The 17,867-nt window shown below is 61.1% G+C and carries 18 protein-coding genes and 2 pseudogenes; 6 read left to right on the top strand and 14 right to left on the bottom strand.

What is annotated here, in order from left to right:
* The first annotated feature begins 122 nt into the window (after positions 1 to 122).
* Positions 123 to 446 carry a transcriptional repressor TraM gene (locus ACZYHG_RS37380; RefSeq protein WP_464615440.1) on the top strand — a complete coding sequence of 108 codons (324 nt, stop codon included), beginning with the start codon at positions 123 to 125 and terminating at the stop codon, positions 444 to 446.
* A 14-nt stretch (positions 447 to 460) separates the two neighbouring features.
* Here the strand turns inward: ACZYHG_RS37380 and traR are convergent, their stop codons facing one another.
* Positions 461 to 1,165 (bottom strand): autoinducer-binding transcriptional regulator TraR, encoded by a 705-nt coding sequence (traR, locus tag ACZYHG_RS37385; RefSeq protein WP_464615537.1) that lies wholly within the window; start codon positions 1,163 to 1,165, stop codon positions 461 to 463.
* 514 nt (positions 1,166 to 1,679) lie between these two features.
* Positions 1,680 to 1,964, bottom strand: a pseudogene (locus ACZYHG_RS37390) (transposase); the annotation flags it as partial.
* 114 nt (positions 1,965 to 2,078) lie between these two features.
* On the opposite strand from ACZYHG_RS37390, the gene ACZYHG_RS37395 reads away from it, so the two are divergent.
* The 4 genes and pseudogenes from ACZYHG_RS37395 to ACZYHG_RS37410 all read left to right on the top strand — a co-directional run bounded on the left by ACZYHG_RS37395 (position 2,079) and on the right by ACZYHG_RS37410 (position 5,661).
* Complete coding sequence (locus ACZYHG_RS37395; protein ID WP_464615441.1) at positions 2,079 to 3,692, top strand: RcgA family putative transporter; 1,614 nt, start codon at positions 2,079 to 2,081, stop codon at positions 3,690 to 3,692.
* Positions 3,682 to 4,707 (top strand): RcgR family putative quorum lactone hydrolase, encoded by a 1,026-nt coding sequence (locus ACZYHG_RS37400; RefSeq protein WP_464615442.1) that lies wholly within the window; start codon positions 3,682 to 3,684, stop codon positions 4,705 to 4,707. Before ACZYHG_RS37395 ends, ACZYHG_RS37400 begins: the two co-directional genes overlap by 11 nt.
* Before the next feature lie 73 nt (positions 4,708 to 4,780).
* Positions 4,781 to 5,047, top strand: a pseudogene (locus ACZYHG_RS37405) (biotin synthase BioB); the annotation flags it as partial.
* An 11-nt stretch (positions 5,048 to 5,058) separates the two neighbouring features.
* On the top strand, positions 5,059 to 5,661 hold the full coding sequence (locus tag ACZYHG_RS37410; RefSeq protein WP_464615443.1) for a poly-gamma-glutamate hydrolase family protein: 603 nt from the start codon (positions 5,059 to 5,061) through the stop codon (positions 5,659 to 5,661).
* A gap of 164 nt (positions 5,662 to 5,825) precedes the next feature.
* Here ACZYHG_RS37410 and ACZYHG_RS37415 read toward each other — a convergent pair whose 3' ends face one another.
* Entirely contained in the window at positions 5,826 to 6,305 is a 480-nt protein-coding gene (locus ACZYHG_RS37415) for an Lrp/AsnC family transcriptional regulator (protein ID WP_464615444.1), read from the bottom strand.
* 126 nt (positions 6,306 to 6,431) lie between these two features.
* Here ACZYHG_RS37415 and ACZYHG_RS37420 point away from each other — a divergent pair, with 126 nt between their 5' ends.
* Positions 6,432 to 7,430, top strand: coding sequence for a hypothetical protein (locus ACZYHG_RS37420; protein WP_464615445.1), 999 nt, complete (start codon positions 6,432 to 6,434; stop codon positions 7,428 to 7,430).
* A gap of 300 nt (positions 7,431 to 7,730) precedes the next feature.
* Here the strand turns inward: ACZYHG_RS37420 and trbI are convergent, their stop codons facing one another.
* Genes trbI through trbB form a run of 11 tightly spaced genes read right to left on the bottom strand, consistent with a single transcriptional unit; the run spans position 7,731 to position 17,305 of the window.
* Positions 7,731 to 9,059, bottom strand: coding sequence for an IncP-type conjugal transfer protein TrbI (gene trbI / locus ACZYHG_RS37425; protein ID WP_464615446.1), 1,329 nt, complete (start codon positions 9,057 to 9,059; stop codon positions 7,731 to 7,733).
* Positions 9,050 to 9,502: a conjugal transfer protein TrbH gene (gene trbH, locus ACZYHG_RS37430; protein WP_464615447.1), complete on the bottom strand. Its 453-nt coding sequence runs from the start codon at positions 9,500 to 9,502 to the stop codon at positions 9,050 to 9,052. Before trbH ends, trbI begins: the two co-directional genes overlap by 10 nt.
* Positions 9,503 to 9,505: 3 nt before the next feature.
* Entirely contained in the window at positions 9,506 to 10,345 is an 840-nt protein-coding gene (trbG, locus tag ACZYHG_RS37435) for a P-type conjugative transfer protein TrbG (protein ID WP_464615448.1), read from the bottom strand.
* A gap of 17 nt (positions 10,346 to 10,362) precedes the next feature.
* A complete protein-coding gene (locus ACZYHG_RS37440; protein ID WP_464615449.1) occupies positions 10,363 to 11,025 on the bottom strand; it encodes a conjugal transfer protein TrbF in 663 nt (220 codons plus the stop codon).
* 18 nt (positions 11,026 to 11,043) lie between these two features.
* On the bottom strand, positions 11,044 to 12,237 hold the full coding sequence (gene trbL, locus ACZYHG_RS37445) for a P-type conjugative transfer protein TrbL (protein ID WP_464615450.1): 1,194 nt from the start codon (positions 12,235 to 12,237) through the stop codon (positions 11,044 to 11,046).
* Positions 12,231 to 12,440, bottom strand: coding sequence for an entry exclusion protein TrbK (gene trbK, locus ACZYHG_RS37450; RefSeq protein ID WP_464615451.1), 210 nt, complete (start codon positions 12,438 to 12,440; stop codon positions 12,231 to 12,233). Before trbK ends, trbL begins: the two co-directional genes overlap by 7 nt.
* Positions 12,437 to 13,177 (bottom strand): P-type conjugative transfer protein TrbJ, encoded by a 741-nt coding sequence (gene trbJ, locus ACZYHG_RS37455; RefSeq protein WP_464615538.1) that lies wholly within the window; start codon positions 13,175 to 13,177, stop codon positions 12,437 to 12,439. Before trbJ ends, trbK begins: the two co-directional genes overlap by 4 nt.
* Positions 13,178 to 13,208: 31 nt before the next feature.
* Entirely contained in the window at positions 13,209 to 15,665 is a 2,457-nt protein-coding gene (locus tag ACZYHG_RS37460; RefSeq protein ID WP_464615452.1) for a conjugal transfer protein TrbE, read from the bottom strand.
* A 9-nt stretch (positions 15,666 to 15,674) separates the two neighbouring features.
* Positions 15,675 to 15,986: a conjugal transfer protein TrbD gene (locus ACZYHG_RS37465; RefSeq protein ID WP_464615453.1), complete on the bottom strand. Its 312-nt coding sequence runs from the start codon at positions 15,984 to 15,986 to the stop codon at positions 15,675 to 15,677.
* Positions 15,979 to 16,347 (bottom strand): TrbC/VirB2 family protein, encoded by a 369-nt coding sequence (locus ACZYHG_RS37470; protein WP_464615454.1) that lies wholly within the window; start codon positions 16,345 to 16,347, stop codon positions 15,979 to 15,981. The genes ACZYHG_RS37465 and ACZYHG_RS37470 overlap by 8 nt, the downstream gene beginning before the upstream one ends.
* The gene (gene trbB, locus ACZYHG_RS37475; RefSeq protein ID WP_464615455.1) at positions 16,337 to 17,305 is read right to left on the bottom strand and encodes a P-type conjugative transfer ATPase TrbB; all 969 of its coding nucleotides are present in this window, start codon (positions 17,303 to 17,305) and stop codon (positions 16,337 to 16,339) included. The genes ACZYHG_RS37470 and trbB overlap by 11 nt, the downstream gene beginning before the upstream one ends.
* Between the last annotated feature and the right edge of the window lie 562 nt (positions 17,306 to 17,867).

The raw sequence follows: 17,867 nt of genomic DNA on the forward strand, positions 1-17,867 counted from the left end.
CCCGAACGGCTTTTCAAAGGTCACAGGGACCGTGTAGACACGGTTTTCTAACCCCCGGCTTGGGTTCAAAGGATGTCTGTCGGCGGGGGCGTACCGCGGACGCCTTTTTGTAGAAGATTACGATGCCAGATGATGAAAAAGGCTATGTGCAGCCAAAGCATAAACTCGTCCTGAGACCGGTCGTAGGCCTGACTGAGAACCTTCCAGCGTCAGATCTCGAACAGATCACCATCCAGGCGATCAAGACTCACCGGCGACTTCGTGACCTTGCTGATGCACGTCAAGACGAGTGGCATGCGATAGAGGCTGGTGATCCCTCCGCCAAAGCGGCACGATCGGCCCATATCGCCTATGTTACGGCGATGATCGACATGCACGCCCAGCAGACTGTGCTGTCGACCCTGCTCGATGTCCTCGGCTACATTCCGCCCGTGCCCGGGGACTGAGCTCCGCCGTCTGGTCAGATCAGCTTGAGTTTGGTGGCTAGTGCGGTCGCATGGGGCAGCGTTCCGACGTCGAGCGCCTTGCGTGCATTGTTTAGATGGAACGTCACTGTCGCGAAAGAGATGTTCTCGATCGCCGCGATATCCTTCATCGTCTTGCCCTCTGCCGACCATTTCAGGCAAAGTGCCTGCTTGGCTTTAAGGTCGACATGAAAGCTTGCCGTCGGCTCCACGTCCTGCTGTTCAAGTGCCGCATGAAGCTGCGAAACCGCAGTGACTGCGGCGATCTGGTCGATGTCCTTTTCAAGCGACAGGGACGGCTTGTAAGACGCGACCGTCAGCATCGACATATGTCCGAACGCCGTGCGGATGGGGATAGTGACACCCGATCGGATGCCGAAATCGCCGGCTTCCCGATAGAAGCGCCGAACCAGCTTGTCCATTGACGGACGAAGGCTCTCGGCCGTCCAGGCGAACGCCTGCATCCGTGCTTGGGCCATCGATACGACGGGGTCGACGTTGGTGTATTTCTGGGCGAGGTATCGAGCCAGCCATTCCGGCGGATAATTCGACACGGCGTATGTTCTGATGGGATGTAGGTTGACATAGGCGTAGCAGTCAAAACCAAGCTCCTGCACCAGTTCGGCCAGCCCTTCCTTCAGCATCTGCTCCGTTCGTGCCACGGACGAGATGTCGGTCAGCTTCTGGAAGAACGTATTCAATGGATAGCCTCTCCTATGTAACTGTCTCCGCCCCGGTTCCGCCCGATTGTTTGGCCGTACGATCACTTCGCCAGTTCGGCGACCCTGTTCATGGCAGAAGCGAACCCTTCGAGCGACACAGTGAACACCGCGTGGTCGTCTGCATTGGGGTTCGTACTGTGATAACGAGGCTCTCACTCCTCTTCATCGCGTCCGTAGCAGCCGAAGGGTATCAGCAGAGTGCCATGGGTCTGCAGTCCCTCCCCTTCTCTGCATCTCTCGCGGGCGCGACCGGCCGATGGTGTGGATGATGCGGTCCTTCTGCTCGGCGAAGGGATGATCAACGCGGGCGCTGGTTCTGGAGCGTGTCCGGTTGCCGTGCTCGGTATTCTTCGGCATCGGCCTGCCTCTTGGCTTCGAGATGCAGGCGGCTGATGAAGCTTGGTCTATTCGACCGATACGCCGTCGGCCCACACTTCGGAGCCGGTGTTGGTGCTGGCCAGCAACCCGCGTCGACCCTGTCGCCGGCATCGAGAAGACCAAGGAACCGGCCGAAGGTGCGTCGGTCCATGATCTGAAACTCGGCCTGCTCATCCGACAGCCCGTAAAGTGCCTGTAACACCAGGATCTTGAACATCATCACCGCATCGTCAGGTGGGCGCCCGCCCTGCGCCCGATCCGGGCGGTTCGGTGCCTTGGCCAGCGGTTTGCGAAACATCTCCCACGCAACAACCTTGTTCAGCCTCTCCAGCGGGTCGCTGGCAGCGCTCAGCCGCGCATAGCGTTCATCGACATCCCACAAACCCGCCTGTCCCTTCATTCGATCCTCTCCGGTGCCGGCCAAAATCGAGTTGATAAAAACGTTGATCAAGGACGAGGGCACGATAGGATACGAAGACGAGCGAAACGAAACGAAGCCAGAGTCTGTAAGTCATTGTTTCAGAATGGAAAGTTATTTCTCCCTCCGCCGGGAGACGGAAGTGATTTCAAAGAATTATTCAAACGATTAGCCGCAGCGGGTGCGGGTCGGCCATTCGGCAAGGATGGATTTCCTGCTGGCCCGTGGACGCCCGAGCTTCTTGCAGAGGCGATTTCACAGATTGATTCCAACCGGATTGGGGTTGATCTGCGAACGGTGCAGCTTTGGTTTCAAGAGAATGAGAAGGGAATTAGCACTGCCAACATTCGTTGGCTGGCGAGAATTTTTGGGTGCGATGATCCGGTAACAACCAGCGAATGGCAGATGGAGCTCAGTGCGGCAAAATCGCGGTTATCGGCCAAGAGGCGAGAATGGAAGAGAGCCGGAAGCAGCGTTGCACAGGAGATTCCAGATACGGCACTGACTGCGACCTTCGATGACGGGACAGACTCCCCGGCAGAGCTAACAGGGCATGCTGCCGCCAAGGTGCCGAGTCGACGTTTTAGTTTGGCGAGGAAATCGGAGGCGTTCTTTAGTCACGGATCTCCCCTGAATTTACCGGCGTCGGTGTTTGCAGGTGTCACCGCTCTTGGGTTTTCGTCGTATATTACGGGGATTCACAACGTAACGTATGGCCGGGCGGATGGCGTCGTCAAGCAGGTTGGGTTTCTTTGGTCAGCGAATTGGACATCCGTCTTCATGTTGTTTTTGCCACTGTTTTTTGCCTTCGTGACCGAGCTGGTGACCTTTTGGAAAGTTGAGGGGCGCTTAAAGCTTACAGCGCAGGGCGATCGGGTGGAAAGCGACGAAGCCTGGGCGCGCAACGTCGAATCCTCTTCGTATTCATATTGGGCGGTTTTTTTGATTTGTGTGCTGTTCGCCGGTCTTTTTCAGTGGATCGGCGTGTCATTGATCCCATTGATGAAAGGTGGTGGCAACTATGCGACGGATTGGGGCTCGTTGGCGATCGTCCGCCCTGAGGTCATATCGGTTCCAGAAGCGGTCGTATTCACGGGGCTCGCTTACCTATACATGTGCCTCTGCTTTTATCTGTTCTTCGTAGGCCTAATTTTGCTTTACACGGTGGTTCATGATCTTTGGAGAATCGGTGAATCAGTGAGTAATCGGCCGGAGATAGATTGCCAACACGAGCTTTATGAAGCCAGTCTCAGGGTGATGCGGGGGATTTTTCGGTGTACTGTTTTGGGGGTACTGATCGCCATAGCCATGAAAGTCCAGAGCGCTTACCTGACATCGCGTGGAGAGAATATTGTGGCATGGTTGGTGGGCGATATGTCTTCATCGTTCTATGGGCGCATTGATGTGCGCGCCGGGATCATCTATCGTAGGCCGACGCATTACAGCAGCCTTCTTATCTCTATTTCGACCTGTGTTGTATTTGTGTATGGATCCATCCGTTTAGGTGCCGATCGTCGGTTTTGTACCCCTATGTGGAGGATGTCGGCGGTCGTAACGTTGCTCGTCGCTGGCTACTTGTTGATCGATGCATTTGCTGGCTTTTCGATCCTTCTGACCGTTGGAGTGCTGCTCGCGATATACGGCCTGTTTGATCCAGGGTTTGGGCGATGGCGAGCGAGTGAGTTAGGAAACAATCAGAGTGTATCATAGTTGGCTAGATCGTTGGGATGAGCGGCGGGCGCGACGCGGTGAGGAAGGGAAGAAAACAACGGGTTTTGCCCTTGACGCGGAACGCGCCTTTCCAGGTGCGAATAAGATAACAAGTATCGAGGAATTCTGTGTTCTTGCGGACCAGGCCGTGGCTGGCCCAGCCTTTTTCGATGAGCCGAGTGGGAGCGATCATGGTTTTGAAAGGGAAGATGGGTGGCTAAAATTTACATCGGACATTTCGACAGACATCGAAGAGAACAATGTAGTCTGGGCGAAAATCACAGAAAGCGGGTCGTTCGATCAGGCGATGGTGATTTTTCACCATTGGAATGCAAGCTCCCGGAATCGTCAGATTGCCAACTTTTTCTCGCAACGTGGCATCACGGTTGTCGAGATTGCTATGCCTTATCACTTCGAGCGCAGCCGTCCCGGCTCCGTGCACGCCGACTATATGCTTAGCCCTAATCTCGGTCGAACGATCCAATCTATAAGGCAGGCAGTGTTGGATGGGCGAAAACTCATACGTTGGTTGAAAAGCGAAGGCTATCGAGGGATTTCGGTTCTCGGAATGAGCTTAGGTTCCTGGGTTGCGGCCATAGTCGCGGCACACGACTTGGCTGTGTCAAAAGCCTCGTTGTTTCTGACGGCGGGGAGTCTAGCGGATATGGTTTGGACGGGCCGCGCGACACGATCGATACGCGATAGCCTCGAGCCTGAGATTGAGCTGACCGATCTCAGAAGGGCCTGGGGTCCACTTAACTTGGAGAATTACGCACCTAATTTGGCACGGCCTGATCTCGATCTTCACGTTGTGTTGGCTAAGAGAGACAAAGTGGTGTTGTCAGAGCTATCGGAGAGGTTCATGCAGCGGCTGAAGGACGCCGGAGCTAGGCCGTATATTTTGGAGTTAAACTGTGGTCACTATTCGCTCGCCATGCCGCCTTACATTTTGTGGGCCGGTTTGAGCTTGAAGCGGTTTCTGTCGTGCGCTGACAAGCCGGCCCGGCGAGCATGAGTTTGGCGTTGGCCGTCAACTTACGCGGTTCCTCCACCACTCAAAGACGGGATCGAACCACGCCCGATAGGCGTCAAACCCCGAATTTTACGGTCGGATCATCACCACCCGCGCACCTACCGATCGGCTGGACACGCTAGCGACGGTGAGATCCTTTGGTATCGACCTGTGTTGCGGCGGTATCATCGGCATGGGCGAGACGACCCGCGACCGGGCCTCGATGCTGCACGTCCTCGCGGGAATGGACCCACATCCGGAAAGCGTGCCGATCAATGCGCTCGTGCCGGTCGAAGGCACCCCGCTGGCGAAGCGCCCACGTATCGATCCACTGGAACTTGTGCCGTCACCTGCATGAAGGAAGAGGACCAGATGGCCGATAGATACCGCACCTTCGCCGATCTTGCTGCCAATGAGCGGGTTGGGATCAACTATCGCATCCGCGTCGAGGACCGCGGCACGCCGCTCGTGATCTTGACGCCGCACGGCGGATGGATCGAGCCGGGCACGTCGGAAGTCGCCGAGGCAATCGCCGGAACCGACCTGTCCTTCTACGCCTTTGAAGCGCTGAAAAGCGGCCCCCACGCCGATTTCCATATAACCTCTCACCGCTTCGACGAACCAAAGGCCATCGACCTTGTCGGAAGATCCCGCACCGCAGTCGCGATCCATGGGCGGAAGGACGAGGGGAAAGAGGCGGTCTGGTTGGGCGGCCGCGCCACCAACCTACGCGATGCCATCGGCGCTTCCCTGCGCGACGCCGGTTTTGACGCCGATCTCAACAAGAGGCTTCCCGGCTCCGACCGAGCGAACATCTGCAACCGAACGCTCTCCGGCGAGGGAACTCAACTCGAACTTCCACGATCAATGCGCCGCCGACTGACTAGCGAAGCGAAATTGCTGCGGGACTTCTGCGAAGCTGTTCGAAACGGGTTGCTGTCTTTGCCAGCTACCTGAACGAAAGACTGCCTTCGGCTGCGATGCAAACCGCATGGAATGGGAGTTGGGGCGCGGCGCCGTCGAAGTGCGTCGCCACCTAAATGGCGGCTTTTCCAGTTACGCTGCCCGGAAGCGGTCGGGCAGCAATCCACCTAATCTCAGCCGGCTAATTTTCGCTAAACTTAGGAATTGCGCGACACAACAAAATTCATTGCGGCCGGCGAAACGTTAAAGGACGGAGCGATCTTCGTCGTTTCCTTATAGGTCTCGACAGCGAACAGCGTCGTGTAGCGGACCACGTCCGGATCACTGTCGAAGAGGCGGTCGCAGAGCGCCTGATATTCTTCCATGTCGCCGAAATCCCCGATCAGCACCGCGTCCAGATCGCCAGTGACACCGAACGCCTGGGTGATCGCCGGTTCCTCTGAAACGCGTGACGCAAAGGACGACCGCACGTCCCTGGTGTGGTTGCGCGTCGTGACAGTGATGACGGCCCGAATGCCGCGCCCGAGTTTGGCCGGGTCGGCGAGATAGACGCAGGCTTTCAGGACGCCCGTTCGCCGCAGCTCCGCGACCCGGCGCAGGCAGGTGGAAGGCGTCGAGCCAGCCGCCTCTGCCAGCTTCGCCTTGGTAAGCGCACCGTCTGCCTGAAGCGCGGCCACGATCCGCAGGTCCAGCTTATCCATGTGCAGCGCCTCCCGTGGTCTGAATCGCCATTTTATCGGATATTTTGGCCACCCTATCCGCCATTTTCGCCGTATCAAAATAGAAAATTGGTGGGTGAGACGATGAATAATGCAACGCTCGGGCTGATCTGGGCCTTTTCCGTTGTGATCCTGGAAGCGGCACAGGCCGTGTTTTTTGGTGGCGTATTTCAGGACTATGACCCGTTCCTCATCGGCGGGGCAGTCTTTGGAGTCACCGCTGCCGGAGCGCTGGTCTGGGCGAAGGTGCGGACCCCGGAGCAACTGAGAATTGCGTGGGCCAACAGAGCCAGCCTGTTCGGGTTAAACCTCTCGACGGCCCTTGTCTGGATCGCATATTTCTTCGCGCTTCAAATGATCGAACCGGCTGTGGTGTTCACCGTGTTTTCAGGGCTGATACCCATTGCCATCGTGATTGCCTCGGCTTGCGGGGTCCCAGAAGCTTCACCGCTGCGCAACCGGGTCGAAGGCGTCGGCCTGATCACTGTGGTGATCGGCGTCGGTTATCTGGCGGCGATCACGCTGCTTGGACAATCAGGCTTCGTGCGGGGCGGCTGGACTGCCGCGATGGTCGGACTGCTGCTGACCTGTGTGTCTGCCGTCAGTCTCGCGGCGATGATGATCTACAGCCGGAGGCTCGACTGTTTCGGTATCGCGCCGGTTGCGCAATATGCGCTGCGGTTTCCGCTCTACATAGTGGTGGCGCTTTCGGCCGCATGGCTCGGCCTCGATGGGAAAGGTCCGGTCGATCCAAGCGGGCTGCTCGTTGTTGTTGTGATCGGCTTCGCGATCATGGCGTTTCCGGTCTTTGCGATGCAGAAGGCGATATCGCTGATGTCCACCCTGACACTGGCCGCGATCACAGCGCTCGGTCCACTGTTCGTTTTCCTGTTTCAGCTCGTTGAAGGTCGCGTGGCTTACGCACCGGCCACTATGACGGGTCTGATGATCTATTTCGCAGGGGCTGTTCTGGCGGCCTATGGCGGGGCCAGACACTCGGGTGGAAAGTCGCTCGTCCACAAGCGGAAGGACATTACAACAAAGCTCGACGGCGCAAAGCCGCACACGACCCATCTTCGCTGAGGGCGCGTTGCGCCGGCAGACAGCCGTCGCAGAACTGCTGATTTTCGCTAGAAGGTCGGAGCGACATCGAAGGGCTGCCTATCCGCCACTCGGTCCAAAAAGTCGCCTGGCTGCTTTCCACCCCTTTGCGGCCGGTCCGACAGGCGAGGGCAAATTCGTTCGCCGAAAATGGTCAAATAGCTGACGCAGGCGAAATCTATGGCATTTCCGATAAGATGCGCCTTGTCCGGATAGCGACGATGGCGAAACGCTCGTTCGTCTAATTAAGCAACATTGCCAGTAAAATCTCTGATCCGTCCATCAGCTCCGATAAGCGCCGGGGAAGATGGCATCCTGATCGACGAGGATGTTGAACTTGTATCCTGGGCGAATCTCCAGTGTCGGTTGAACGTCGAGATTCTTGTTGATCGTGCGTTCGGCGACGCGGCCGAACGTCTCCGCGAAATTTCTCCTCGCGGCGTCGGACGCCGTGTCCTGGGTGGCGAGCGTCGAGCTTTCGGGCACCGCCATGTCCATGCCCGTACCGATAATGGCGAGCAGAATCGCCGAGCCGAAGGTCTTCAAATAGTGGTTGTCGACCTTGTCCTTGAAGCCTCCGTAACCCCTGGCGTCGGTGCCGGCCATGCCGCCGATCTGAAGGGTGGAGCCGTTCGGGAAGATGATGTCGGTCCAGACCACCAACACCCTGGACTGGCCGAACGAGACCTTGCTGTCGTAGCGGCCGAACAGCTTCGTGCCCTGCGGGATCAAAAGCCGGTGGCCGGTGGCGCTGTCGTAGACGTTCTGGCTGACCTGCGCGGTGATGCGGCCGGGAAGATCTGAGTTGATGCCGGTGATGAGCGTCGCTGGGATCACCGATCCGCGCTTCAGCTCGTAGAGCGACTGTTGCGGGACGACCCGGTTCGGGAGATAGCCGAGCTCCTTGATGTCGGCGTTGAAGAAATCCTCCTTGGTACGCTGGGCGTTTGGATCGAGATTCTGGCCGCCAAGACCGGCCTGAAGCGCGGCGGCGTAAAGATCGGCGGCCGAGCCGGTCTGGCCCGTTCCGGCCGCATTGCCGTTGACTGCTTCCGGACCGCCTGGGGCATCTCCCCGCTCCTGGAGCCTATCGGTGTTCACCGCGAGCGGTGAATCATAGGCCGCGTCGTTCGCCTGGACGCGCGCCATACGCTGCCGCTGACGCTCGCGCAGATATTGCTCCTGCGCCTCCCGCTCCAGACGTGCCCTCCAGATCGCCTCCGGCTCGATCGGTGGTTCCTGTCGCTCGACGGTTTCACGCACCGCCGGCTGCGGCGTGAACGGATTGACGCTTTCCTCGCGCTGTACCGGCGCCGGCTGGAAGGACGGGGACCGCACGGGTTCACCGATGATGCCGTCGGAGACGCCACGCTTGAGCTGGTCGGCATAGGTTGAGGCGGGGTTACCGGAACTCTCTCCGATTCCGGGATCGCCCCCAAATATAGCCCCCGAGACGTCAGCCCGTACATAATGACGGCAAGGAAGGCGATGACGAGGCCGATCGCGATGATGATCGGCAGCCGGTTCACCCTGCGGATCTTCGGCTCCGCACCCGCGGGCGCGCCGCCGAGCTTGAGGGACTGCACCATCCTCCCCCTCCCCTATCCGCACCGCATGATGGAAAGTGGGCTGGCCGGCTTGGCGCCGGCTGCGGTCGCGTCATAGGCACGGCCGAGATCGATTGTGCCCGTCGACAGACGCGCCAGGACCTGGCCCTCAAAATTGTCGATGACATAGGCGAGTGGAATTAGCTTCTCCTTGTCGGTCTTCTGGTCGCTCACCACAGCGTAGCCCCAGACCTTGAGCGAGGCCTCGAGCGCGCTTCCGAACGGCGAACCGTCCGGCTTCAGCAGGATCGTGCCGGCACCGGGCCCGACTTGCTCTGCAAGGCGGCTCACCATGTCGCCAGCGATGGCGCTGGCCGCAGGCCCGGAGAGTTCCTGCGGCGCGGAGCTGGCGACCAGGCCGTCTGCCCCGAGGGTCTGGCAGCCCGCAACCAATGCGGCGACAGCGGCGATACCGGCAAGCCGGGAAAGGAGATGGTAGGTCCGCACCCCCTACCCTCCCCGCCGGATCGTGATCTTCTCCTGTTTCCAGCCGACGCCGGAGACGAGGACCGCGCGGTCGACATGATAGTCGACCACCATCATGTTGCCCTTCATGCGATAATTTACGATGCGGTTCTCGCCGCCGGAGACGACGAACAGAACCGGGGCGTCCTGTCCGGATAGCGAGCGCGGGAATTGGATATAGGTCTTCTGCCCGTCCGAGTAGACCCGCGTTGGCCGCCAGCCGGCGCGGCCGCTGACGCTGTACTGGAAATTGAGCTGCTCGGCCGGCACGCCCGCGCCCGGGATCGTGCTTGCTTCCAGCCGCGCATTGATGTCGGCGAGCTTTGTCGAGACGTCCTCGGGATATTCAAACCCGACGCGCGCCATGTAATGGCTCTGATGCGACTTGAGCTGGATGTGATAGGTCCGCCGCGATGTGGTGACAACCATGGACGTCACCAGCCCCGGCTCCGACGGCTTGACGATTAGATGGATAGCCTGCCCGCCGACCGCCCCCGACGTTGCCGGCTCGACCTTCCATCGCACCGTGTCGCCGACCAGCACGTCACGAACCACCTCGCCAGCCTGAAGCTCGATGTCGCACACCTGCAAGGGCGAGCAGACCACCGATGGCTGCACCTCGCCGAACAGAAAAATGACCTTGCCGTCCGGCCCCTTGGTCACGAGGCCGCGCGAGCCACGCCATTGCCCGGAAATCCCGGCGCCCTTCGCTTCGTTGGCACTCATCCCCTGAGCCAAGGCAGGCGCAGTGGCGGTGATAGTGCCGGCCGCGATCAGTGAGGCCGACATCAGCGCAGCCCAAATTCTTGTCTTCGTGATGATCATCGGCGTGCTCGGGCCTTTCACAGCTGGGCGGTCCATTCGAAGTCCCGCAAGTACAAGCCGATCGGATTGAGGCGGATCACGCCTTCATCCTGCGGCGGGGTCAAAGTAACGGTCGCGACACCGCGAAAGCGGCGGACGGCCGTCTCCTTGCCCTTCCGGTCGCGCTCATATTCGGTCCAGTCGATCTGGTAGCTCTGGTTCGAGAGCGGCACGACGTTGTTCACCTCAATGGCGACGGTGGCGTTCCTTGCCTTGTCGAAGGGCGAGTTGCCGCGGAACCAGGCGTTGATCTTCTCGGTTGCCGGGTCGGAGGTGCGCAGCAGCGCATAGGTGCGGTCGATGTACTGCTTCTGCACGACGGCATCCGGTGTCACCGACCGGAAGTTCGAGACGAAGCTGCCCAGCGTGGCGCGCACCACGCGCGGGTTCGCATATTCGATCTGCTGCGGGAAGCCGGTGCTCGCGGCCGTGCCGAGCTTGTCGACCTCGACGATGTAGGGGACGAGCTTAACCTGCGTGCTTTGATAGAGCGCGTAGGATGTGCTGATCACCGCGAGCAGCATCCCGACGATGCCGACGATGCGCCAGGCGGCGGCCGCCTTCACATAGGAGCCATAGCGCTCGTTCCACTCCTGGCGTGCAGCGACATAGGGGTTTTCGGGCTGGGTGCGCGCGGCCATGCTTCAGCTTTCTCCGGCTCACTTGTCCTGCAGGGGCGGCGGCGGAGGGGGAGGCGGAGGCGGAGCCTTCTGCCGGGTCTGGTCGAGCTTTGTGTTGGCAAGCCCGAGCAACGAACCGGCATAGGCGCCGGGCGAAGCGATGGCCTTTTCCTTGGCCGCGGAGCCGGCCGCCCAGCCGGCATTGCCGATGCCCGATGCCATGCCGCGCAGAGCAGCAACTGCCATCGAGGAGCCGCCGGCGCGCGCCGAACTCGCCGCGGACGCGCCTGATCTCGCCGCGCTCGCTCCGAGAAATGCCCCCCCTGCGGCCATCGTTGCGGCCTGTCCGCCATGTCGGAGCGCCTCCATGCCGCCGGCGATCGACGCGCCCTGCACGACGCCCTGGATGATGGGCGGCACGTACATGGCGATGATGAACACGACGACCGAAATACCGGCAATGGCCAGCGTGGTCATGAACTGGTCGGACGTCGCCGTTGGCGCCTCAGCCAGGCCGAGCAGAATGTCGGAGCCGATGCGCGCGATCATCACCAGCCCCATCAGCTTCATGCCGACGCTGAACGCGTAGATCAGATAGCGGATGGCAAAATCCTTGGTGTAGGACGATCCGCCGAGGCCGAGCATGATCATGCCGGCGAGGAGCCCGACATACATCTCGACCATAACGGCAACAAAGATCGCCGCGACGAGGCTGAAACAGACAACGACGACGATCATCGCGAACACCGCGGCGATTGCCAGCGCATTGTCTTCGAACAGCCCGAACTGAGCCTGCTCGGACATCTTCGATGCGACGCGGATGCCGGCGTCGAAGATGTTCGCCGGCGATGCCGATCCGCCGTTGGCTCCGATCTGGAACAGGCTGTCGACCACGGCCTTGGCGAAAGCCGGACCTTGATCAAGGATGAAGGCGAAGAGGCCAATGAACATGATGCGCCGCACCAGTTCCGCGAACCACGAGTCCAGCGAGGCGGCGTTGATGGCGAGCCAGACGGCGGCGATGCCGATCTCGATCCCGGCAAGAATCCAGAACAGCGAGCGGGCCGCGTTCATGACGGTCGTTTCCCAGCCCCTGGCGGCCGTCACCACCCGGTTCTCCAGAGTGGTCAGCACACTGCCCTCCTGGGCGAGTGCGGGGACGCTCGCCAGCAGAACGAGAGCGATGGCAACGAAGGTCAACTCAAGCGCGCGGGATGGATGGGTCCTCACCATCGCGGCTTCATCTCCTGCCCGCCGCGTATGTCGCGATCCGGATCGCCACCGAGGAAGTCATGCGCCTTCTGATGACGGTTCTCCGTTGCGGCCGGCGTCGACGCCGTTGGCTCCGAATCTGGCGCGACGACGAACCATGTGATCGCCAGGACGACGACGACCAGCGCGGCGGCGCTCAGCGCGATGACGACGGGGCGGCTCACCAGCGTGGCTCCATGGTCTGGCCGCCCCGCACGCTCGGCGGCGTCGTGTTGAAGAACTTCTCTCGGCGCGCCTGGGCGAGGTCCTTGTCTGCTTGTTCGGATTGGAACCAGGTCCCCATCATTGTCGTCTGCTGCGAGACGAGCCCGCGCAGCTTCTGGAACTGCGCGACCTGTTGGGCAGCGATCTCATGGCCGACCTGCAAGGCCTTCATCTGGCCGTCCGCACTCTCCGACATGGAGCGGAGAGAGCTCATCGTCGACTCCTCGGACGTGAACTGATCGGCCGTCAGCCCCGCCGCCTTCAGTGTTCCGGCGATGGTATCGCGGTTCGTTGTCGACCAGTTCTGATAGCTCGACGAGAAACTCTCGCCGTTGGCGAGGCCTGTCTTGAAATCGGCAAAGCTCTGGAAACGCTGCTTCAGCACGTCGTCGGCATTCGCCATCGAGAAGGCGATGCCCTGCCCTTGCGCGGCGATGTCGCGGAGGCGGTTGAGGTCGCTCTCGACCTGCCCCCAAATGTGGTTGGGTAGCTGCATCGTGTTCTGCAGCATGTTCTCGTAGATACGGATCTGGTTCTGGATCTGCTCAGCCAGCTGCGAGATCTGCGTGACCTGGTTGTTGATCTGCTCTGTCGACTTGCCGACCATTGTGATCAACTCGCCATTGTTCAGAAGCTGCGTCCATTCCGTCGCCTGCCCGGTTACGCCGCCCGACAGCGCGGGTGAAACGTTGAACATGCTGGTGGCAATCAACGCCACGGCCGCGGTCCTAGCCGCGTTCAAGGATGGTTTCGGCATCGCCTATTCCTCTCTGCTGGAGCCAATGGACCGGCCAGTCGCCGCCGTGCTCGGCACTGAGCGCGTGAATACGCTTCAGGTCCTCCTTGCCGGAGGCGCCGGCGAAGGCGAGCGCGACGGGACCGAGCGCCATGTCGAACAGGCGGCGTCCGCCCGGCGAGACGACGTAGTATTCGCGCTTCGGCAGGGCCGTCGCGACGATCTCGATCTGGCGCTCGTTGAAGCCGATGCGCTCGTAGAACTCCCGCGTGCCCCGTTCGCGCGCCGCGCCGTTCGGTAGGCAGATTTTGGTCGGGCAGCTTTCCTTCAGCACGTCGATGATGCCGGAGCGCTCGGCGTCCGAGATCGACTGGGTCGCCAGAACCACAGCGCAATTGGCCTTGCGCAGCACCTTCAGCCATTCCCGGATCTTGTCGCGGAAAGTAGCATGGCCGAGCATCAGCCATGCCTCGTCGAGGATGATCAGGCTGGGCGCTCCCGTCAGGCGCTTCTCGATGCGCCGGAACAGATAGAGCAGGACCGGAACGAGGCTCCGCTCGCCCATGTTCATCAGCTGCTCGATCTCGAAGGTCTGGAAGGAGCCCAGCGACAGGCCGTCCCTCTCGGCGTCGATAAGCTGCCCCAACGGTCCGTCGACCGTGTAGTGATGCAACGCCTCCTTGATCTCGCGCAGTTGGACGCCGGAGACGAAGTCCGACAGCGACCTGCCGCTGGAATCCGCCATCAGCGCGACCTGCCGCGAGATCGCATTGCGGTGGTCCGGCGTGATGGGCACGCCCTGCAGCACGACCAGCGTCTCGATCCATTCCGACGCCCAGGCCCGATCCCCGTCCGTCGCGAGATCGGAAAGCGGACAGAACGCCAGGCGAGGACCGCCCTCCCCTTCGGTCTCGCCGATTTCGTAATGGTCGCCGCCGGCGGCCAGCGTCAGCGGCAGCATCGAGCGGCCCTTGTCGAAGGCGAAGATCTGCGCGAAGGCGTAGCGGCGGAACTGCGCCGCGATCAGCGAAAGCAGTGTCGATTTGCCCGAACCGGTCGGACCGAAGATCAGCGTGTGGCCGACATCGTCGACATGCAGGTTCAGCCGGAAGGGAGTGGAACCGCTGGCGACCAGCATCAACGGTGGGGACGACGGCGGATAAAACGGGCATGGTGCCGCCGCCGCGCCGGACCAGACGGAGTTGAGCGGGATCAGGTCTGCGAGGTTGCGCGTGTTGATCAGCGGCTCGCGGATATTGGCGTACCAGTTGCCCGGGAGGCTGCCGAGGAAGGCCTCGGTCGCGTTGACCGTCTCGATCCGCGCCCCGAAGCCCTCGGCCTGGATCAGGCGGCGCACGGCCTCGGCCTTTTCGCGCAGGCGCGCTTCGTCGTCGTCGAACAGGACGATGACCGGCGTGTAGTAGCCATAAGCGACGAGTTGCGAGGAAGCCTGAGCAATCGCGTCTTCCGTCTCGGCCACCATCATCATCGCATCCTGGTCGACCGAGCGCGATTGCGTCTGGAAGAGCTGGTCGAAGAAGGGCCTGACCTTCTGTTGCCATTTCTTCCGGGTGCGCTCGAGCTTCTGGCGCGCTTCCTGATCGTCGAGAAAGATGAAGCGGCTGGACCAGCGATAGGTCAGCGGCATCAGGTCGAGCGAATTGAGGATGCCGGGCCAGCTCTCGGCCGGGAAGCCGTCGATCGCTACCACGGCGAGGTAGTGGTTCTCGACCATCGGCGAAAGGCCGTGATGGAACTCCGCTGTTGCCAGCCAGTCGAGATACATCGGGATCTCTGGCAACCGGATCGGATGGTTCTCGCCGGTGATGCAGAAGCGGATGAATTGGAACAGCTCGTCGTAGCGCGCGGTCTGGAAGCCGCCGCGCTCCTCGACCGATTGGGTCACCATTCGTCGGATCGACAGCACGTTTCCGAGATACTGCTCGACCTCGCGGATCGATGTTTGGAAACTGTCGAGCACGGTGTCGGCATAGCGCGCTGCGCGGCTCTCGCTGTCGGAATAGACATAGCGCGCGAGTCCGGAGCGCGTCTTCTCAGGGGGTCGCCAGGTTAGGATCAGTGCATGCCGGCTCTCGTAGTGCCCCCTCTCCTTCTGGAAATGCGCCCGCCGCTCGCCGTCGATCGCCAGCGTTACCGGATCGGGAAAATGGCATTGCTCATGCGCCGGGTAGTCGGATGTCCCGACGCGTACTGCCTCGACCTGGATCATCCAGCCGGAGCCGAGCCGCGACAGAACCGTGTTGATCTGACGCGAGACCTCGTTGCGCTCGGCATCCGTCGAGCTCTCCGAATCCGGGCCGGCGAAGTACCAGCCCGCCATCAGCGATCCATCCTTGAGCAGGATCACGCCGTTGGCGACGAGCGCGGCGTAGGGGACCAGGTCCGAGAAGGACGGCCCTGAATGGCGGAAGGAGCGCAGTGCAGCCATGTCGTCGCCTCAGGACCTGCGCCAGGGCGTCGACGTTGGCCGGTAGTGCGGCCGGTACGCGACATGGCGGGCGTAGACACGACGCATCATCGGATCGGCCTTGGCCATCATCCGCAGCGCCGCGACGACGACGATCCAGATCGCGATGCCGAACAGCGCCGAGTAGGGCGTCAGCACCACGAAGATCAGGATAATGGCGGCGAGCCCTGTCAGCAGGACCAACTCGCGATCCGCGCCGATCAGGAGGTTCGGCCGTGACAATGCCCGATGGATGCGCGATCGGTCGAGGCCGGAGCCGGGAACAGAGCCGGTCTCAGACACGAGCGCCCTCCCCTGCCCTTTCGACTTTCGGTGTGAGCGCTACATCGCCGATGGATGCGCCGCTCGCACCGAACAGAGCGACGATCTGGGTGGCGCCGAGCAGGATGCCTGCGACGAGCACGACGTATATCAGGCGCCGCGCGAAATCGTTCAACTCGCCGCCGAAGATCAGCATGCCGCCGGCGATCGCAACGGCGGCGAGCGCGATGAACCCTGCGACCGGCCCGGTGATCGATTGCTGGATCTGCTGCAGTGGACCCTCCCATGGCAAGCCACCACCGCCAGCGGCAAGAGCCGGTTCGGCAAGAAGGCCAAGAGCAAGGGCCGAGATCGCGAGCGCGCAAATCCGTTCAGGCGACATGGCGTTCCGTCTTTCGTGAGTAGGATTCGGTCTGGTAGCGGCCGTTGGCGAAGCTCTCCACATGGAGGATGTCGCGAATGATGCGGCCCTTCGGCGCGCGCTCGATCGAGACGATCAGATCGACCGCCTCGCCGATCACCTCGCGCATCGGCTGCTGGCTTGCCTCGGCAGTGAGTTGCTCAAGGCGGCGCAGTCCCGACTCGGCCGTATTGGAGTGGATTGTCGTTACGCCGCCCGGATGGCCGGTATTCCACGCCTTCAGGAGCGTCAGGGCCGCCCCGTCGCGAACTTCGCCGACGATGATGCGATCCGGGCGAAGCCGCATCGTGCTTTTCAGAAGCCGCGCCATGTCGATCGTGTCACTGGTATGCAGCGCCACTGCATTCTCGGCCGCATACTGGATTTCTGCAGTATCCTCGAGGATCAGCAGCCGATCGTCCGGCGCCGTCTCGACGATCTCCGCGATCACGGCATTGGCGAGCGTTGTCTTTCCCGATCCGGTTCCCCCGGAAATGACGATGTTGAGGCGTGACGCGATGGCGTTGCGGATGACGCAGACCTGTTCCTCTGTCATCACCTTGCTGGCGACATAGTCATCCAGCGGAATCAACCGCGATGCGCGCCGTCGGATCGTGAAGGTCGGGGACGCGACAACGGGCGGAAGTAATCCCTCGAAACGGTGCCCGCCAATCGGCATCTCGCCCGAGATGATAGGCCGGTGGTCGTCGGCTTCCGAATGGAGCGCGTGGGCGACGCTGCCGATAACGATCTCGGCAGTCGCCGCATTCATCTCACCGGCGGGCGCCACGCCGTGGCCGAGCCGCTCGATGAACAGCCTGCCATCCGGGTTGAGCATGATCTCAACGACTGTCGGATCGTCGAGGGCGACGCAGATCTGGTCGCCAAGCGTTTCCTGCAGTTTGCGGATCAGGCGCGGATGGGAGCGTAGGTGAGCCATGGGTTCGGTCCTCGTCGCTCACTCAGACTGCGCGCCGCAAGCGCCGAAGGCCGAGCCATATCCGGCCGGACGAACGAAACTGGACTCGTCGGCGGGCAGAGAGCCAGCGACGGTGGTGGTGTCACCCATCTCAGCGTGGTTTCGTGCAGCAAGGGCCAGGGTCTGCATCAGTATTGCTCCGATTCGATTGCTTTCGGAGACAACTGGCCACGATGCGGGACGCGCCGCGACTAGCGAAAGTATGAGTGCGATTCTCACCGCGGAGCGTGCTGAGTCGGGTCTACCGCACAGGGAACGGGTCTTAGGACCGACAAGCGCGCGCAGACCGTACTAACAAAAGTATTAGTGGTCCTTGGCGCGAATGCCGAACTCAGAAATGCCATAGGCAATTGTTTTATAACGAGAAAACACCCGCATAGCGAGGTTCCGATGGGGCCGCCTGAGGGGGTCTGTTAAGGTCTCGTTAACCTTATTCCGCTTGCCAAGCAGTTAGGAATCGTTTGTTCTAAACACGGCGTAGCGCTGTGTTTACGCAAATTGCCGTGTGTACGAGAGAAAGCCA

Source organism: Mesorhizobium subarcticum, assembly GCF_055456085.1.